This is a genomic window from Bradyrhizobium sp. MOS001, from assembly GCF_004634465.1.
In the GTDB taxonomy this organism is placed as follows: domain Bacteria; phylum Pseudomonadota; class Alphaproteobacteria; order Rhizobiales; family Xanthobacteraceae; genus Bradyrhizobium; species Bradyrhizobium barranii.
In genome coordinates this window covers 37,584-54,373 of sequence record NZ_SPVJ01000036.1, presented here as the reverse complement: position 1 = coordinate 54,373, position 16,790 = coordinate 37,584, and the positions used below count along the sequence as shown (strand labels likewise).

Genomic DNA, 16,790 nt, shown 5'->3' with positions numbered 1-16,790 from the left:
CCTCAGGTTGCCAGCACGCGCGTCTGCGCCACGACGGGCAGCATCGGGGTGCCCGTCGGCGTGCAGACGGATTGCCCCATCATGGTCGCGGCCGGTGCGCCGCCGATCATCACCCGTGCGGCGCCCACTACCATCTGCGCCGTGACGCAAGGCGGCGCCGAGCCGGTGAGCGAGCAGGCCGCGATCGCATAGGGGCTGGTGAGATTGACCGCGGGCTGGCCCGACAGCATCACGCGCGGGAACGGCGCGATCGGCGTCGCCTGTCCGGCATGGCTGCACAATACCGTGGCGCCGAGATGCAAGACGGGAGCGGGCATGTGCGTCTCCTAGATCACGGTGAGCGCGCCGAGATTCACGTCGACGGTCGGTCCGGTCATGGTGATGACCGCGCCTTTGCCGTTGGAAATGGTGATGCCGACGTCGCTGACCGAGATCATCGCGCCCGTCGTGGTCTGCATCAGGATGCCGCCGGTCGGGCCCGGCACGTCGCTGATGGTGAGACCGTTCTTCAAGGGGGTTTGCAGGGTGATGCCGGGGACGCCGGGTGGCACTGCGTGCGCCAGTACCGGCACCTCCGCGGCACTGCCCCAGTAGCACCCGACCCAGATCGGATAGTCGGGGTCGCCGCGCTCGAACTCGATCCAGACCCCGGCGCCGATGATCGGCACCGTGAAGAAACCGGCATTGATGCCTGCGGTCGGCACGCAAGGCATCGCCCAGCTCGTCGGTATCACGGCGCCGACGTCGGGCACCATCACCTGGATCCGGCCGATCTGAAGCGGATCGATATTGTTGATCACCACCGCGCGATACTTTCCGAAAAGTGGCGCATCGCTCATGTCGGCACCTGCGGAACGGTCGAGATCAGCGCGTTGCGTGCGAGCGAGAATGATTGCTTGTAGGAGCCGCGCTCGATCTCGTGGGTGACGTTCTTGACGTAATAGAGCCCGTCGAACGGGAGGCCTGCGCCGCGCACGCCAACCAGTTGCCGCGACTTCAGAACGCGGCCATATCTGGCGACGTCGAGCTTGCCGCTCCCGAACACGCTGTCGCTGTGCTGGCTGGCGTAAGCGAGCCCCGCCATCAGCGCCTGCGGCGCGGACAGATGCGCGGTGTTGGAGAGCTTCTCGATCTTCGGCGGCAGCGGCGGCACCACGCCGAGCGGCGGGCTCATCGGCGTGATGTCGGGGATCGGCACCGGGATCGGCGCCTTGCTGTTGGCCTCCTGGAAGAACACGATCGGCATGACCTTGCGTTCCTTGTCGAAGTTGAACGAGATTTCCTCGACATTGGTGAGCGCGTCCATGTTGGTGGTGAGTGCCGGCTGCGGCGCGCCAAAGCGGATTTCCGGTCCCCAATAGGCCTTGGAGGCACCGGGCGCGGGACCGGCTTCGAGATAGAAGACGTAGCCGGCTTCACCCGCGAGCTTCTTGACGTAGGCGTAGTCGCTGCCCTTCTGCTGCGGGATCTGCTGGACCGGGATCGGCGGGATATCGAGCACGCTCGGGATCACCATCGGGATCACGCCGAGTGCTGCGTATTTGGCAAGGATGGCCAGCACGCGCACCGAGGGCGGCATCGCCGGGAAGGGCAGGCCCGGCAGCTCGATGATGTCCATCAGCGCCGACATGTCCTTGCCCTTGATCACCAGCTTGCCGACGCCGCCGCTGCCCGGCTGTGTCTCGACATTGGTGACCATGCCGTCGATGACGGACTCGGCCATGCCGTTGATGGTGACGATCAGCACCACGCGCAGCAGCGGCGGCAGCGCGCCGCCGCCGGCAAGCAGGAAGATGGTGCGCAGCGGCGAGCGCACCGGCAGGTCGAAAGTCAGCTCGAATCCGCTCTGCGCATCGCCCGATCCGATCTCGATCTTGGCATGGGTCAGCGTCTCCAGCACCTCGCGCGGCGCCGGCACCGGCGCCGGGCCGATCTGGAGCGAGAGCTGGACGCCACCCTGCATCATCGGGAATCGTCTCCCTAAAGCCCGTTCGGGCGCGGGATCTGCACGCGCTCACCGGGCGTGTCGGTGAGTTCGAGCGGATCGGTCACGACATTGGCGTCGGCGATCCGCCAATACAGTTCGGGGTCGCCAAGCGTTGCGGAGGCGAGCGTGTCGGGCCGGGCGCCGGCATTGACGATGTGTTCGCCGGCGATGCCGATGTCGCGCCCCTGGGGGATGAAGCGGCGCAGCACATAGGCGACACCGGGATCGTCGGCGCTGCGCTTGAGCCGTCCGATCGCGGTGCCGTGATAGCGGCTGTTCGGCGGAAAACTATTGTCCGGAAACGCGCCGGCATCGATCAGCATCTGGACGGGATCCGAGGACATCATGTGCTCCGTCAGGGCAGGCTGGAAAGACCAAGCGAGGCCAGTGAGGCGCTCCCGGTCAGGCCGGCAAGCGTCTCGCGATTGCGCAGGTAATTGAGGAAGATGGTGCCGCCACGATGCGAGAAGCCGAGATCGTCGGTGCTCATCACATGCAGCCCGAGCGAGACCTTTGCGCGGATCGGATTGAGCGCGGGATCGAACGCTTCCTCGACGATGGAGAACTCGGCGACGCGCACCGGCGCGACCCGGTTCTTGCTCCAGACGAACAGAGTGAGCGGCGCCTCCGGCGGCAGGATCTCGAGCGTGCCGCCATCGGCCTGGCTTGCGATGCCGAGCAGATCGTCGACGCTCGGATTGACGAGCGCCTCGAGCACCGCGAGCTGCGGCGCGATGCCGAAGGCGACCGCATTGGCGTGCGCGTCGGGATCGGCGAGCTGGTCGGTGGCGTCGATCTCGGCGTCGAGCTTGATGGTCTCGATCGCGGGCCCTTTCAGCCGGAACGGTTGCGCCCGCCCGCCGGCCGAGCCGTCGCCGCCGGTGCCCTGCACCTGGTAGCTGCGGCTCAGCGTGTCCGGATTGTACTGGAGCGCGATCTGCCGTCGCACCGTGCCGCCGCCCGGCGCCAGCACCACGAGGCCGCCCTTGATCAGTTTTGGGGACGAGGTGAGGCCGGTCATGGCAGGCGATCCCCCGATGGGCCGCGCGACGGTGGCAGCCGTTTCATCTGAAGGTCGAGCCGCAAGTCGCGCTGATAGCGTTCAAGACTGCCCGGTGCGAACGCGGCAATCCGGAGCGTCGTATCGACGGCGCGGTTGACGTAGAGCGTCAGGCCCCGCTGCGCGTACACGTATTCATTGGCTTCGACCTCGAACGTCCCCTGGAACGAATTGAGCCTTGTCTCCGGCTCGCCGAGTGCGTCGAGCAACGACGGCAGCGGCTCGACGAGGACGACGTCGGTCGCATCGATCAGCACCACCGTGCCGTCGTTTGCCCATACCCGCGCGCCTCGCGCGAAGCCTGCGGCCGCGGCGTTGAACCAGTCGGTCCGGTGCCTGGCGCTGCCGAGCGCGCCCTGTCCATGCCAGGAGCGGTCGAGATCGAACACGGCTGCGACGTCGTCGAGGGAGGTCGGGTGCGCGAGGCCTGCGAACGAACGCAGGTCGCGGCCGGCGAGCAGCCGCAGCGGTGACAGAGCGAGATCCGACGGGCGCGCGGCTTGCATCGCTCAGCCTCCGATCTTCTTGACGTCGCCCTGGAAATAGGCGGCGTAGAGGTTGCGGATGCCGACGACGTTGACGAGCTTCACCGCCTCCGCATATGAGGAATAGCGTCGGCGTGATGCCGGCTGCACGGTGATCGGTTTGAGCTTTGCATATGCGGGGCCCTCAACCGCCTCGCGCAGCTTGGGATCGTTGACCCGCGGTGCGACATTCTCCCAGGCGATCTCGTCGAAGAGCGAATCGACGCCTTCGATCAGCGTATTGTTTTCGTTGGAGCCGTCGCCGAAAGTATTGGCGAAATTGTCGTATTCCGTGGTCCGCAGCGTGTGGATATATTCGTGGATCAGCGTCTGGAACATGTCCCACAGGAAATCGCGATCTTTGTCCGAGTCGGCCTTCTTGAAGATCTGGATGTTGATGTCGCCGAGATTGGCGGAGGCATCCCAGCCGCGGTCGATTTCGTTCAGCTTGTCGACCTGCGCGGCCGTGCTGGTGAAGTCGTCGGCGATCTGGTCGAGGATGATCGCCTCGTCGCCCACGGGATTGTTGCTGGCATCGAAATGCGGTGAGGCATTGAGCTTGCGATTGATGGCGCGCACGCGGTCGTTGGCCTGAAAGAAATACCGCATCAGCGCCTTCGCCTTGTCGCGCTTCTCGGTGCTGTCCATGCCCGCGAGCTCGGCCTCGGTCTCGGCGAACAGGTCGTGGATGTTGCCGCGCGCGCCGAGCGTATCGGCTTTCAGCTCGGGATGCTTCGACCGGTCGTAGTACTCGCCGAACACCTTGTCGGTTTCGTCCTTGCTGGCCTTGCCGATCCGCTCGAACTCCGCAAGCTGGTGCACCTTGTTCGGATCGCCGTGCTCCGCGGTCCCCTTGTCCTTGACCATTTCATCCCAGTAGTCCTGGATCATGCCGGGCATCAGCAGGCGCAAGGCGTCGTCGTACTTCTTCTTGCCCGCCGGGGAGTTGTCGAATGGCAGCGGGCTGCTGGGGTCGGGCCTCAGCGCCACCGCGATGTCTGCCTTCTTCGCGGCATCGGGTTCGACCGTCGTCGACAGATCGCCGGCGCTGGTGATCAGCGTGACGTCGCGGAACACGCCCTGAAGCATGACGTCGTATTTGTCGAGGATCCTTTCCGTCGCGTCAGCCTGCTGTTTGAGCGTTGCTTTCTTCGCCGGATCGCTTTCGTCCTCGGCCTGGTCGCTGAGGAGGTCGAACCGGCGGGCGATGTCGGCGCGCTCGCGGCCGAGTTCCTCCGTGGCCTTCGCCCGCTCGGCCGGCGCGAGCGCGAACACCTCCGCGGCGATGGTGGCGACCTCGTCGTGGCCCGCTGCCGTCGCAATCCGGATCTTGATGGCCATGGCATCGTAGGCGAAGGTCGGCGCGCCCTTGCCCGGTTCGCCCAGCGGCTCGACGTCGCCCTTGGCGAGCGCGTCGCGTCCGCCGCGAAAGCGGGTTGCGAAGAAGCGCTTCAACCTCTTGTACTCGGCGCCGTCGATGTCGGATTCGAGCTCGGTGACGCTGAGTTTGCCTGAACCGAACATGATCCTCAGTGCGGCGATATCGCTCAGCTCGAGCAGGTCGAGGATCGCGTTCTCGTCGTCATCAAGTGTGGGGCCGTCCTGCATCTCCAGGATCAACAGCGCCTTTTGGGCTGGATCGAGCTTGAACTCGGCCTGGCCGGCTTTCCACCGACGGACGATCGCACGCGCCTTGTTGTCGCTGTCGAAGCTGCCTTCGATCGCCGCGGACTTGGTGATCTTTTCGAGATAGGCGAGCAGCTCCTTGTCGCCGAAATTGCCCTCGGCGCCGAAGAACACGGCGATCGATTCGTACCAGGCGAGCCGCTGCACCGCCGCTGGCGGCACGGTCGCGCCGCGCTGCTGCACGACATGGGCGAGCTCGTGCGCCAGAATGTGCCGGCCACGTGGGCTTTGCGGATTGTATGCGCCGTCGCCGAACACGATGTGGGCGCCCGCGGTGTAGGCGGTTGCGCGGATCGCACGGGCCGAGGCTGCGGCCTGCGCGTCGGTGTGGATCCGCACATGGCTGAAGTCGGACCGGAATTGGCGTTCCATCGTCTCGCGTGTCGGAGCGCCGAGTGGCGAGCCTGCCGATCCGACCACCGCGGATACCGCGCCCGGCGCGGCCTGTCCCGTCGTGCCAGCAGAGCGTGGAAGCGGCGACAGCACCGGGGCCGGGCCAGCCGGCTGCGATGGCCGCAGGGCGTTCTCGGCCGCGTGCTCGGCTTCGCTCTCGAAGCGGTCGCGGGCCGGACGAAGCTCGAGCGAAGGCGCATGGGCCGGCGAGGATTGCTTCGGCACTGCCTTTGGTGCGGCATGCACGGTCATAGCTTGCCTCGCGGAGCGCCGGCGCCGGATGTCGTGGTCAATCGTGCCGCGATCCGATCGGCGACGGCGCGCGGCGCCTCGGCATGGACGGCGCTCGCCTCGGACCCCGTGAGCCGCTGTTGCAAGGCCTGTCCGATTGCGTCGGCAAGTCCCGCAGCTTCGGAGTGTCGCGACGCATCGACGACGAGACGTCCAATCCGGATATCGATAGCGGCGTGTTTCATGGCCCGACTCCCGGCCAAGGCCGCTCGAGCTTGGAGAACTCGGCACGCACCGCGGCATTGATCGCGTCCTGCTCGATCCGTCCGCCGCCGGCGGCGGCCAGGAAGGCGGCGTTAAGCGCGATGGCGCGGATGTTGCCGCCGGTCAGTTGCAGTCTGGCGAGGCCTGCGAAATCCACCTTGCCGAGCGGTGCATCGGAGGGGAACTGCATGCGCCACAATGTTTCGCGCGCGGCAGCGTCAGGGTAGGGGAACTGGACCACGTAGCGGATGCGGCGCAGGAAGGCGCGGTCGAGCGCGCTCTTCATGTTGGTGGTGAGGATCACGAGCCCGCGATAGGTCTCGATCCGCTGCAAGAGGTAGGCGATCTCGATATTAGCGAAGCGGTCATGGCTGTCGCGCACCTCGCTGCGCTTGCCGAACAGCGCATCGGCCTCGTCGAACAGCAGGATGGCGCCGCTGGTCTCCGCGGCCTCGAACAGCCGGCTCAGATTCTTCTCGGTCTCGCCGATATATTTGCTGACCACGCTGGCAAGATCGATGCGGTAGAGATCAAGTGCGGCCGCGCTCGCGATCGCTTCGGCCGCGTAGGTCTTGCCGGTGCCGGATTCGCCGACGAACAGCGCGGCGGTTCCGAGCCCGCGGCCGTTATGCGCGGCAAAGCCCCAGTCGCCATGGACGCGCGGCCGGTGCTGCAATTCATTCGCGATGGCGCGGAGCTGCGCGGTTACCACCGGGGGCGCGACCAGGTCGTCGAAGCCAACGCGGCTGTCGATCCGCTGCGCCAGCGTGTCAAGCCCGCCGCGCACCGCGGCGCGGCAGAGCCGCCATACCGCCGGCCCGAGCAGAGCGGGATCGGCCTGGGTCTCGGCGAGGGCTTCGGTGACCACGAGGCGCAGGTCGGCGGCGGGGACGTCGAACTGCCGCAGCGCCGGGCGCAGCGCGGCTGCGAGCGCGGCGGCCTGCTCGCGCGTAAGCCCGCGCAAGGCTGCGACCTGCCGCGCGGCGGCCGGGGCATCGGCGACCTGGAGCCGCAGCATGCGGCGCTGCCGCAGTCGCGACAAGCGGGCCGGCTCCGGCGCGTTGAGCACGATCGCGGGTCCCATCAGATGGGCGAGCAGCGTCATCGCATGCGCCTCGGCATCCGCCGCCTCGATCGGGCGGTCGAGCTCGAGCGCGATGATGGCATCCGAGAGCGCGGCCTCGCGGTCGAGCAGACGGGCGATCTCGGCGAGCTCGCGCGGATCGTGCGGCAGGTCGCGGGCGTGCAACCACAGGCCGTTCGCACCGAGGCAGGCGAGCGCGGCGCGCGCGAGGTCGCGCTGCGGCTCGATCTCGCCGCGAGCGTGACCCAGGGTGGCCAGGGCGGCCGCGCCCGTGCCGAGCGCGTGCGCGATCGTGTTCGCCTGTGGTGTATCGGGCTCGATGGATCCGACCGGCTCGCAGCGAACGAGCCCGATCAGGCGGGCATCCATCGCGGGGACGCCGGTCAGGTAGTGCAGCACGCGCTCGTCGATCTGGATCGGGCGGCGCGGCGGCGCCTCGCGGCCCTCGCATGCGATCAGGCGCCAGCGCCGCAACGGCCGGAGCGGCGAGAGCGCATCCCAATGTGGTTCGCTCAGCATCTGCATGGCGAAATTGAACGTCGGCTGCGTGCTCGCGATGGCTTCGGGCGCTTGCGCCATCGCCACGCCGACGAGGCGACGCAGCGCACTGTCGAGCTCGACGCCGGCCGCGAGCAGCACGACGTCGCGCTCGAACGCCGACAGGCCGAACAGCTTGGTCAGCGCCTCGAGCGCGGGCTCGAAATCATCGGCGCATTCCGGCGGAGGCGGCTCGGCGTTGGCCGATGTATCGCGCAACTGCCGTGCGAGTCGCCCGCGCAGCGCAGCGAACTGCGCCGCCAGCCAATGCTGGTTGCGGCTGGCCCAATCGAGCACGGGCTGCGCTTGCGGTCTGTCGTGCATGTTCATGGCGGCACGCTCAGGGTTTGCGAGGCATCGAAAGCGGGCGCATCGCCGCTGAGATCGAGCAGGAGGCTGTCGACGCCGTCGATGCGCAACCGCGCCGGATAGGCCCCGGCGGGAAGCGTCGCGGGGAAGTCGAACACCAGCGGATCGGTGGCCGCGCTGCGCGGTTTGGCGGTGGCTTCCGCCGTGCCGAGGACGAGGCTCGCGCGCTGCCGCGGCTGCACCTGCGGCCGCGAGAATAGGGTGGCCGTGACGCGCAGCGGCGCAGTCTTGCGCAGCACGGTCGCTGCGGGCAGCGAAAGTCCGGCATCGGCTGCAATGACCAGTGCTGGGGCGATGACCAGGGCCACCGCGTTGGTCTCGCGCTCATTGGCTTCGCCGGCCGGCAGCAGGCGCAGCGTGAGGCTCCATTGCCCCGGCGCGAGCGCTGCCTGCGCGGCAGCATCGTTCGGCAGCGTCACGGTGAGCTCGGTGCCGTCGTCGTTGGGTGCGCCCGGCACCAGTTCAAAAGGCGCCGGAAATAGCGGGTGCGCCAGCCGCACGTGAAAATTGCTGCCGCTGAGGCGAATGCCGGAGAGCACCACGGGCTCGCCAAGCCGTGCGCCGGCCTGCTTGTTCTGCGGCGTCGCCGCAAACAGCGTCGGCAGCGGAGGCAACGTGTCGGGATTGACGACGACGCCGCGGTCGCGCTTGGTCGCGGGATCGATGATCCCGCGCGACAGCACCGGCAGCGGCGAGACTGCGGGCTTCGTGGCTTCGATCAGCACCACCGACACCACATAGGCGGCCGTCGGCCGGTAATGCGACTGGATGGCCGCCCATAGTCGTGACATCTCCTCCGGCCCCATCACAGCCGGCGTGATCTTGATCAACTCGGCCTGATCGGCAAGGTCGGCGGCAGCGAGCGCCTGGAACGCTGGCGGCAGCATCGCGACGTCGAGCGGATTGGGATTGAGCGCGCGCTGCACCGCGGCGCGATCGAGCACCGGGCGCTCGTGCAACAGATGCATCCCATAGCCGAGCAGGATTTCGGCCTGGCAGTCGACCCGCGCGTAGGCCGTCAGCAGATAGTGCAGGTCGAGTGCGAGCGGTGCGTTGGTCAGTCGCTCGCCGCTGGTCGAGGACCGCGACGGCAGGGAGCGGTTGCGCCAGCCCGGGTTCGGCGTCACCTGATGCAGGAACAGATTGAGCCGCGGCTGCTCTTCAGGGCTGGCGAGGTCGATCGTGTCGGGCGCAACCGCACTGACATTGACGGTGCCGCCGACCGCGGGCCCGGCCTCGATCAACCCGTTGTCGAGCAGGTTGCGCAGCACTGCGCTGACCGCGCCGATCGCGAGCGGCGAACTCATGCGCGGCCTCCGGGTCCAGGGCGGCGCAGATAGTCGGATAGCGACACCGACGGCTTTGATGCGGGCTTAACGGCGCGTGCCGTGCGTGGGGGCTCCGGCGAGCGGATGTCGATGCGGTCGATCGTCACCTTGATCACCGGCGGTGTCTCGCGCCGGCGCTGCGCCTGGCCGGCGAGCACGGTCTGGCCGAGCGGAAGCGCCGGCGGTGTTGCAGCTTCGTTTCGGGGGCGGGGCGTGTCGCGCAAGACCGTGTCACGCGGCTGTGTGCCGCGCGGCGGATCGCGCGGGTCGGCAGGCAGAGGGTCATCGACAGGCGATCTCGACGGCGCGTCGGTCGATTGAAGCGGCGGCGCGGCAGCTGCGACCTTGGCCTCGAGACGCAACGGTGCGCCTTCGTTGTCCGGCTCCATTTGTCTGCGCTGCGGCGCCTGCACGCCAGTGGCAGGATCGTCTGCGCCGGTGATGTTCGGCAATGCCGCCGGCGAGGATGCCGGTGTCTGTCTTTCATCCAGTCTTGTCTCGTGCATCGGAGCATCGTCATTCCGGGGCGGGGCGGCAAAACGCGGCGGCAGGGCAACGCGTGCTGCGCCGGGAATCGGTTCGCCGCGGCCGATGCGTGCAAGATTTTGCAGGAGGCCCGTCATGACGCGCCCGCAAGTTGCAGGTAGGCGGCGCGGCGGGTGTGCGGCAATGCCAGCACCTCGGCTTCGCTCCAGCCATATTCGCGCGCGAGGGCGTCGACTTCGAGCAGGCTACGCTCGGCCGCGGCCTGCACCTCGGTCCAGAGCGCCGGCGCGATGTCGATCACGGCCTGCCAGGCGTGGCCGCAATCGGGGCAGTCGAGCGCGAAACTGAGCACCGCTCCGGGATCGCAACGTTCGAGCTCGGCCTCGATCCTGTGCAGGATGTCCGGCGCAGCCGGGGGCGCCTCACCGAGGCAGCGCGCGAGCAACAGTTTTGTTGCGGCACCGGAATCGCAGGTCGCGGCGAGGCTTGCAAGATCTGAAAGCATCGGCAGCCGCAGGGCCAGCTCGCTGCCTCCGTTCGTGATGCGCGGCGGCACGGCGTCAGCCGGTGGTGCAAGTCCGTCCGCGAGCACTGCACTGTCCGCCGTGAACTCGCAGTCGGTGTGACAAATGGGGCAGGCGGCGCGCAGCCGCCACGGCGCGCCGAACAATCGCGTGCGCAAGGCCAGCAGCGCGACATTGCCTGTGCCGATCGAGTCCGTCGGCGCTGCGCCCGCCGCCGCGAACAGGGCATCATCGCGCTGGCGCTGCGCGCGGCCGGCGGCCCGGTCCCACAGCGCCAGGATGTCCTGCTCGCGTTGTGCGGTGGCGGAGAGCATGGGCGGCCTCAGGCCGGATCGGTGAAAGTGGGCTCGGACGGCTCGGCGACCGCCTGATCGCGCTCCCATCCCTCGTTCTCCAGCTTGATGTGCTGGATCGCCACCGCATTGGCGTTGGCGTCGAGATCGGGCAACGACTGGTATTCGGAGACCCAGCAGCGGTATAGCTTGTAGGCCAGCGCGAGCTGCCCGGCCTCGTTGTAGACCTCGAGGATGATGTCCTTGCGGAAATCCTTCAGCGAAACCTCGGCGCCAAGTCCTGCACCGAAATGCCAGACCTTGTTGGCCCATTTCTCGAACTCGGTGTCGTGGGTGACGCCGCGATCGAGCGTGATCGCCTCGAACTTGCTGCGTCCGGGCGACTTGCGTCCCGTCGAGGGATCGCCGCCTTCGCGGTGCTCGACCACCTCGGTGGTGCGTTTCAGCGCCGACACCTTGCTGATGCCGGCGACGTAGCGACCGTCCCATTTCACGCGGAACTTGAAGTTCTTGTAGGGATCGAAGCGCTGCGGATTGACCGAGAACTGTGCCATTTGCTTGCCTCAGGTGTCTTTGCCTCAGGTTGGGATGTCGCCGGCGATCTGCTGGATCTTGATGACGACGAACTCGGCGGGCTTCAGCGGCGCGAAGCCGACGATGATGTTGACGATGCCGAGATTGATGTCGGCCTGCGTCGTGCTCTCGCGGTCGCATTTGACGAAATAGGCCTCGCGCGGCGAGCGGCCCTGGAACGCGCCCTGCCGGAACAGGCCCTGCAAGAAGGCGCCGATGTTGAGCCTGATCTGTGCCCAGAGCGGCTCGTCATTGGGCTCGAACACCACCCATTGCGTGCCGCGGTAGAGGCTCTCCTCCAGAAACAGTGCCATGCGCCGTACCGGAACGTATTTCCATTCCGAGCCGCGGTCGTTCTGGCCGTGCAGCGTGCGCGCGCCCCAGACCACGTTGCCGTAGACCGGCAGCGTGCGCAGGCAGTTGACGCCGATCGGATTGAGCTGGCCGTTCTCGGCGTCGCTCAAGCTCAACGCGAAGCCGACGCCGCCGTTGACGCTGGCATCGGTGCCGGCCGGCGCCTTCCAGACCCCGCGCGTGGCGTCGGTCCGGGCGTAGACGCCGGCGACGAAGCCGCAAGGTGGAAAGTCGCGCACGACGCCGGATTGCAGCGGATCGGCCTGCATCACCCACGGGTAGTACAGCGCGGAGAAATTGCCGTCCGAGCCGGTCAGGCCGGCCTCGCCGTTGGCGCCGCTCATGTTGGCGACGGTCTCGTTCTGGAGGCTGTCGATGATCAGGAACGCACGGCGGACGTGGCAGCGTTGCTGTAGCTTGGCGAGTGCGCCCTGGGTTGTTGAATTGACGTTGGTGAGGCCGGGCACGCAGACCAGGTTGAAGATGTCGATACGATCGACGATCCCGCCGGTCGCGAACAGCGGATCGATCGCGCTCACGAACGGACCGTCATTAGCGGAGAGGACCGTGCCATCGGCGCCGCCCGTAAATGGTTTCGTGGCCGGGGTCGGCACCGTCGTTGACGCCGTGGTCAGCTTGTCCATGAAGGCGGAGCGGCCGTTGACGACGCTCGGCGCGTAGCGCGGATCCGCCTTGTTCATCGACAGGTCCTGGAACGTCTCCACGATGTCAGTCCTCGGCGACGGGCCGATGACGTCGAGCCGGAAGCGGGTGCTGTCGTCCGCACGCAGCGTCAGCCGGCCGCTGTAGGAGTTGGCCCACAGGCCCGGAGAACTCGCCTCGATACCGAGATCGTTGATCGCGCAGGTCGCGGTCTTCGCGTCGTTGGCGGGCGTTCCCGAATTGAACAGCGCGATCCGCACGACGTAGGCGTCGCTGCCGCCGTTGTCGAAGAATTGGCGCACGGCGTAGCCGAGATTGGCGCGGCGGTCGAGCCCGCCATAGGCGCGCTCATAGTCGGCAAAGCTCGAGATGCGCGCGGCACGGTCAACGGGGCCGCGCGGCGCCCAGCCGATGAACAGCGCGATCGACGTCGCCACGCCCGAGATCGAGCGCACCCCGCTGGAGATTTCCTCGATATAGACGCCGGGTTGCAGAAGGGCTGAGGGCATGTCGGCTCCTGTGATTTGGCGGTCCGTCTTCCTTGGTCAGACCGCGGCGATGGTCTTGCCTGGCCGGCGGGCGCGCCGCTGGCGCGGCCGGCGCCTCGGGCCGGGCGGATCCCGAATGGCTTCCGACAGGGATTGCGTCGTGATCTCGGTGATGGCCGTGCGGTGCGGCCGCAGCTCGTAGAGCGCGCCGCTTTCGCCGCTTGCGACGATGGTGACGACCTTCATCCGCGGCCGGCTGTGCAGAAGGCTCGCGAGGCTGTCGCGCTCGTCCGGCGCCTTCTGTGCCACCACGAGGACGTCGGCCCGGGTGCGGCGTGCCTCCGTTGCCAGATTGGCGTCGTCACTCGTCCCGACTACGGACAACGCCGGATCTTTCGCGACGACATGCTCGAGAAGATCGGTCATCAGTCTCGGAAATCCCGCAATGAGGATGCGTCTCTGTCGCAATGGCCACCTTTGCGGTGAGCCTTGCACAAGGCGCGACGGCGCGATTGAACCAAAGGGTCTAGCGAGGATGGAGTTGATGGTCCGGACCATGCCCGCGGCGTCGAGACCGCGATGACGCAAACGGGCGCGCAATTCACCGCGACATGGCGGCTTCGCGCGCGATGCCGGCCCGGAGGATCTAGGCCGAAAGGTCTAGCGGGTCTGGATCCGCGACGATGCAGACGCGGCCGCGCCATTCGCGTGCAGATGCTTGCTGATCTCGCCGCGCCGGCGAATCTGCAATTTGCTGAGCACGTTGTGCATGTGGTTCTTCACGGTCGAATTGCGGATCCGCAAGGCTCGTGCGATCTCTTTGTTCGACAGCCCTTCGCCGACGAAGCGAATGATCTCGTGCTCGCGTGGTGTCAGCGTGTCGACGCCGGCGGCCGGCGCTCGCGTGACGGTCCGCGCAGAGAGCAGCGCGAGGCGGCCGAACAGGGCGGCGGCGACCTTGGGCGAGCACACGAGCTCGTCGCGCATCGCGTTATGGACGGCGGCGACGACGTCGCTGATCGAACCTTCGCGCAGCACGAAGCCGGACACGCCGGCCTCTGCGCAGGCCAGGATGTCCTGCTCGGCTTCGGCGACCGCGATGGCGACGACCTTCAACGCCGGCGCCAGCGCGCGGCAGGCCGCCGATTGCTGCAAGCCCTGCGGGGTCGCTATGTCGACCAGCAGCACCTGTGCGCCGCTGTCGACGACTTGCTCAGGCGGGGTCGCAAGATCGCCGTGTCCGGCGATGCGTAAGCATTCCTGCCGGGCCAGGCAGGAACTGAGGCCTTCGCAGAGCAGGCGCACATCGCTGAGGATGAAGAGGCTGATGGGTATGAGGCCGCCGTCCGGCTCGGCGGGCGGCGGTGATGCATGCGAAGCGGTGAGGTGGGAATGCGGCGGGACGTGGCGCCCTGCCGAAAATGACGCATTGGACGACATGCCTGCCTCCCGATTGCCAACTCACAACCGTGTTTGCCGCCGCGCCCAGTTGAAGGCCACCAAGATCAAAAAGTTGTATCTTTAATACATTTCCCCTTGAAATTGAGTATCGCGCGTTTTGACGTCGCTGACAAGCACCGACACGGCATCCCGACATGTCGGGGGCGTTTCGACGCATGTGAAGCGGACGATTGACAGGCAGCAATTTAATTTATCAGCGCTGCGCGTGCGGATTGAGATCTGGCCTCTCAGGCCACGACCTTGGCGCCGGCGGCGCCGAGACGCTGGCGTTCCTTTGCGAGATGATCGCCAATCGCACCGCCCGACATCGGCTTTGCGAAGTAGTCGCCCTGGATGAAGTCGCATCCCAGGCGGCGCAGGCTGTCGAGCTGGGCGCGCGTCTCGACGCCCTCGGCGACGCAAGCGATCTCCATGTCGTCGCACAGGCCGGCGAGAGACTTGATGATCTTGTGACTCACCGGATTTTCGTTGATGTCGGCGACGAAGCTGCGGTCGATCTTGATCTTGTCGAGCGGCAGCCGATGCACGTGGCTCAGCGAGGAATAGCCGGTGCCGAAATCGTCCAGTGAAATGCCGCAGCCCATGGCCTTCAGCGTCGCGATCGACTGCTGCGCGCGCACGAAGTCGAAGGTGACGGCGGTCTCGGTGATCTCGAAGTCGATCCGGTGCGGCGGAAACCCGCTCTTCTCGATGATCGAGATCAGCGGCAAAATGCCCTCGGCTGCGCAGACATCGTGGGCGGAGAGGTTGAACGACAGGCGGATGTGGTCGGGCCAGGCCCTTGCCGTCGCGAGCGCGCGGACCAGCAGCGCCTGCGTCAGCGGCCGGATCAAGCCGATGCGCTCTGCGGCCGGAATGAAGTCGGCCGGCGAGACCAGGCCGAGGCGGGAGCTGTGCCAGCGCGCCAGGACTTCGAAGCCGGCGGTGTGCTCGCTCATGGCGTCCACGATCGGCTGGAACACCAGGTCCATCTCGGTGCTGAAATCGGCGGTGCGGAGCAAGTTCTCGATGACGCCGCGGCTGCGGATCTCGGCCTCGAGCTCGCTCGAGAAGATCACGGTGCGGCCGCGCAGATGGCGCTTGGCGTGATAGAGCGAGTAGTCGGCGCATTCATAGAGCGCTTCGGCGCAGGTCGCCGAGCTTGGGAACAGCGCGAAGCCGATCGAGCAGGACAGCCCGGTATGGGCGGTGTCGAGCTGGTAGGGCAACTTGACCTGTTCGCCGATGCGCTGGCCGAGCCGCATCAAATCGTCATCTTCGGGATCGCCGCACACCACGAGGCCGAACTCGTCGCCGCCGAGCCGGGCAAATTCCACCCGCTGCGGGCCGAAGCCCTCGCAAACTTCGCGGATGCGGCGCCCGGCTTCGATCAGGACGCGATCGCCGACCGAGTGGCCGTAATTGTCGTTGATCGGCTTGAAGCCGTCGAGGTCGATGATCCCCACCGCGACGCGAACGCGCCTGCGCTCGGCGTCGCTGAAGGCGCTCGACAGCTCGGCGAAGAAGCGGCGGCGGTTCGGCAGCTCGGTGAGGGAATCGAGGTTGGCGAGGCGGAAGTTCTCGTCCGATAGCGCTTGCGTCGCCGCCTGCTGCGCCAGCAGCGATTTGCGGCTGGAGACGAGATCGGCGAAGTCGCGATAGTAGATGAACAGCACCGTCACCATCGCGCCCGACACAAGCAGGTTGTTGACCGCGATCGCCTTCAGCGTCGGTTCGCCGGTGGCCCAGAAGAACAGCACATAGGGAACGTCGACGACGAGCGTCACGATCAACGCCGCGGAACGCAGATGCATCAGCGAAAAGATGCAGCCGATCACGGTCACCGCCATGTAGAAGGCGACCTGGCTCTTGGCGAAGGCATCGCCGTAAGGGTACAGCGCAAAGGACCATGCGGTGAAGCCGGCGCCGATCGGCAATGTCATCCAGTTTGTGGCGCGCAGATTGCGCAGGATGTCGGCATCGCTGCGCACGAGATGCCGCTGGCGCAGCCACCAGAAGGTACGCAGCGCCGCGAGCACGGTGAGCACGCTCGGCACGATCATCGTCAGCCAGTCCGGCGCCACGTTGACATAGGTATAGGCAACCGCGATCGTGTTGCTCATCAGGATGAAATAGAGCAGCGGGATCTGCTTGGAGAAGGCGTCGAACTGCGCGCGCGTCAGGTCCGGGTTGTCGGCCGGCACGCGAAACAGCCGCATCGCGGCGGCGAGCTGAGACTTCAAATTGGCGACAGGCATTGCAATACGCGCCCCGGATCCCTTCAAAACGGCGGCGATCTTGCACGACGGGGGTAAAGGTCGCGCTAGGTGGGGCTGCACGAAAAGCCAGCGCAGGTTGCGCGCGGCCACGGGATTTTCCAGCCGCGTGTATTGGTGAGGCCGTGTTAAGGATATCCGGCGGCCGAGGCGCGTGTCTCAGGCACGTCTCGCCCGCGGCCACCCGCAGCTACGATCTGCTAACCATTGCGAGTCTTGGCTTTTCACGT

At 66.9% G+C, this 16,790-nt stretch carries 17 protein-coding genes; all 17 read right to left on the bottom strand.

Annotated features, from left to right (window positions below; genetic code table 11):
• Positions 1-2: 2 nt before the first annotated feature.
• Entirely contained in the window at positions 3-317 is a 315-nt protein-coding gene (locus CT676_RS31580; RefSeq protein ID WP_135216069.1) for a hypothetical protein, read from the bottom strand.
• Positions 318-326: 9 nt separating this feature from the next.
• Positions 327-839 carry a phage baseplate assembly protein V gene (locus CT676_RS31575; protein WP_063981952.1) on the bottom strand — a complete coding sequence of 171 codons (513 nt, stop codon included), beginning with the start codon at positions 837-839 and terminating at the stop codon, positions 327-329.
• The gene (locus tag CT676_RS31570) at positions 836-1,966 is read right to left on the bottom strand and encodes a hypothetical protein (protein ID WP_063981953.1); all 1,131 of its coding nucleotides are present in this window, start codon (positions 1,964-1,966) and stop codon (positions 836-838) included. The genes CT676_RS31575 and CT676_RS31570 overlap by 4 nt, the downstream gene beginning before the upstream one ends.
• Positions 1,967-1,980: 14 nt before the next feature.
• The gene (locus tag CT676_RS31565) at positions 1,981-2,331 is read right to left on the bottom strand and encodes a hypothetical protein (RefSeq protein WP_063986204.1); all 351 of its coding nucleotides are present in this window, start codon (positions 2,329-2,331) and stop codon (positions 1,981-1,983) included.
• Between the two features lie 11 nt (positions 2,332-2,342).
• A complete protein-coding gene (locus tag CT676_RS31560) occupies positions 2,343-3,008 on the bottom strand; it encodes a hypothetical protein (RefSeq protein WP_063981954.1) in 666 nt (221 codons plus the stop codon).
• Entirely contained in the window at positions 3,005-3,553 is a 549-nt protein-coding gene (locus CT676_RS31555; RefSeq protein ID WP_063981955.1) for a hypothetical protein, read from the bottom strand. The genes CT676_RS31560 and CT676_RS31555 overlap by 4 nt, the downstream gene beginning before the upstream one ends.
• 3 nt (positions 3,554-3,556) lie before the next feature.
• Entirely contained in the window at positions 3,557-5,902 is a 2,346-nt protein-coding gene (locus CT676_RS31550) for a DUF4157 domain-containing protein (RefSeq protein WP_135216068.1), read from the bottom strand.
• Entirely contained in the window at positions 5,899-6,126 is a 228-nt protein-coding gene (locus tag CT676_RS31545; protein WP_135216067.1) for a hypothetical protein, read from the bottom strand. The genes CT676_RS31550 and CT676_RS31545 overlap by 4 nt, the downstream gene beginning before the upstream one ends.
• Positions 6,123-8,096 carry an ATP-binding protein gene (locus tag CT676_RS31540; protein WP_135216066.1) on the bottom strand — a complete coding sequence of 658 codons (1,974 nt, stop codon included), beginning with the start codon at positions 8,094-8,096 and terminating at the stop codon, positions 6,123-6,125. The genes CT676_RS31545 and CT676_RS31540 overlap by 4 nt, the downstream gene beginning before the upstream one ends.
• Positions 8,093-9,442, bottom strand: coding sequence for a DUF4255 domain-containing protein (locus CT676_RS31535; protein ID WP_135216065.1), 1,350 nt, complete (start codon positions 9,440-9,442; stop codon positions 8,093-8,095). The genes CT676_RS31540 and CT676_RS31535 overlap by 4 nt, the downstream gene beginning before the upstream one ends.
• On the bottom strand, positions 9,439-9,969 hold the full coding sequence (locus CT676_RS31530; protein WP_135216064.1) for a hypothetical protein: 531 nt from the start codon (positions 9,967-9,969) through the stop codon (positions 9,439-9,441). Before CT676_RS31530 ends, CT676_RS31535 begins: the two co-directional genes overlap by 4 nt.
• Before the next feature lie 113 nt (positions 9,970-10,082).
• Positions 10,083-10,787 carry a hypothetical protein gene (locus CT676_RS31525; protein ID WP_205124615.1) on the bottom strand — a complete coding sequence of 235 codons (705 nt, stop codon included), beginning with the start codon at positions 10,785-10,787 and terminating at the stop codon, positions 10,083-10,085.
• 8 nt (positions 10,788-10,795) lie between these two features.
• Positions 10,796-11,320, bottom strand: a complete 525-nt coding sequence (locus CT676_RS31520; RefSeq protein ID WP_135216063.1) for a phage tail protein — start codon at positions 11,318-11,320, stop codon at positions 10,796-10,798.
• Between the two features lie 24 nt (positions 11,321-11,344).
• On the bottom strand, positions 11,345-12,865 hold the full coding sequence (locus CT676_RS31515; RefSeq protein ID WP_135216062.1) for a phage tail sheath subtilisin-like domain-containing protein: 1,521 nt from the start codon (positions 12,863-12,865) through the stop codon (positions 11,345-11,347).
• 36 nt (positions 12,866-12,901) lie between these two features.
• Entirely contained in the window at positions 12,902-13,270 is a 369-nt protein-coding gene (locus tag CT676_RS31510; protein ID WP_085405637.1) for a hypothetical protein, read from the bottom strand.
• Between the two features lie 234 nt (positions 13,271-13,504).
• Complete coding sequence (locus tag CT676_RS31505; protein ID WP_135216061.1) at positions 13,505-14,284, bottom strand: response regulator transcription factor; 780 nt, start codon at positions 14,282-14,284, stop codon at positions 13,505-13,507.
• Between the two features lie 248 nt (positions 14,285-14,532).
• Entirely contained in the window at positions 14,533-16,542 is a 2,010-nt protein-coding gene (locus CT676_RS31500; RefSeq protein ID WP_135216060.1) for an EAL domain-containing protein, read from the bottom strand.
• Positions 16,543-16,790 lie beyond the last annotated feature (248 nt).

What these genes read in the sequence shown, in the direction of transcription:
- CT676_RS31525 (WP_205124615.1), bottom strand. Translation starts at nt 10,787, where the DNA reads ATGCTCTCCGCCACCGCACAACGCGAGCAGGACATCCTGGCGCTGTGG.
- CT676_RS31550 (WP_135216068.1), bottom strand. Translation starts at nt 5,902, where the DNA reads ATGACCGTGCATGCCGCACCAAAGGCAGTGCCGAAGCAATCCTCGCCG.
- CT676_RS31580 (WP_135216069.1), bottom strand. Translation starts at nt 317, where the DNA reads ATGCCCGCTCCCGTCTTGCATCTCGGCGCCACGGTATTGTGCAGCCAT.
- CT676_RS31510 (WP_085405637.1), bottom strand. Translation starts at nt 13,270, where the DNA reads ATGACCGATCTTCTCGAGCATGTCGTCGCGAAAGATCCGGCGTTGTCC.
- CT676_RS31545 (WP_135216067.1), bottom strand. Translation starts at nt 6,126, where the DNA reads ATGAAACACGCCGCTATCGATATCCGGATTGGACGTCTCGTCGTCGAT.
- CT676_RS31530 (WP_135216064.1), bottom strand. Translation starts at nt 9,969, where the DNA reads ATGCACGAGACAAGACTGGATGAAAGACAGACACCGGCATCCTCGCCG.
- CT676_RS31520 (WP_135216063.1), bottom strand. Translation starts at nt 11,320, where the DNA reads ATGGCACAGTTCTCGGTCAATCCGCAGCGCTTCGATCCCTACAAGAAC.
- CT676_RS31565 (WP_063986204.1), bottom strand. Translation starts at nt 2,331, where the DNA reads ATGTCCTCGGATCCCGTCCAGATGCTGATCGATGCCGGCGCGTTTCCG.
- CT676_RS31505 (WP_135216061.1), bottom strand. Translation starts at nt 14,284, where the DNA reads ATGTCGTCCAATGCGTCATTTTCGGCAGGGCGCCACGTCCCGCCGCAT.
- CT676_RS31570 (WP_063981953.1), bottom strand. Translation starts at nt 1,966, where the DNA reads ATGATGCAGGGTGGCGTCCAGCTCTCGCTCCAGATCGGCCCGGCGCCG.
- CT676_RS31500 (WP_135216060.1), bottom strand. Translation starts at nt 16,542, where the DNA reads ATGCCTGTCGCCAATTTGAAGTCTCAGCTCGCCGCCGCGATGCGGCTG.
- CT676_RS31560 (WP_063981954.1), bottom strand. Translation starts at nt 3,008, where the DNA reads ATGACCGGCCTCACCTCGTCCCCAAAACTGATCAAGGGCGGCCTCGTG.
- CT676_RS31575 (WP_063981952.1), bottom strand. Translation starts at nt 839, where the DNA reads ATGAGCGATGCGCCACTTTTCGGAAAGTATCGCGCGGTGGTGATCAAC.
- CT676_RS31540 (WP_135216066.1), bottom strand. Translation starts at nt 8,096, where the DNA reads ATGAACATGCACGACAGACCGCAAGCGCAGCCCGTGCTCGATTGGGCC.
- CT676_RS31535 (WP_135216065.1), bottom strand. Translation starts at nt 9,442, where the DNA reads ATGAGTTCGCCGCTCGCGATCGGCGCGGTCAGCGCAGTGCTGCGCAAC.
- CT676_RS31515 (WP_135216062.1), bottom strand. Translation starts at nt 12,865, where the DNA reads ATGCCCTCAGCCCTTCTGCAACCCGGCGTCTATATCGAGGAAATCTCC.
- CT676_RS31555 (WP_063981955.1), bottom strand. Translation starts at nt 3,553, where the DNA reads ATGCAAGCCGCGCGCCCGTCGGATCTCGCTCTGTCACCGCTGCGGCTG.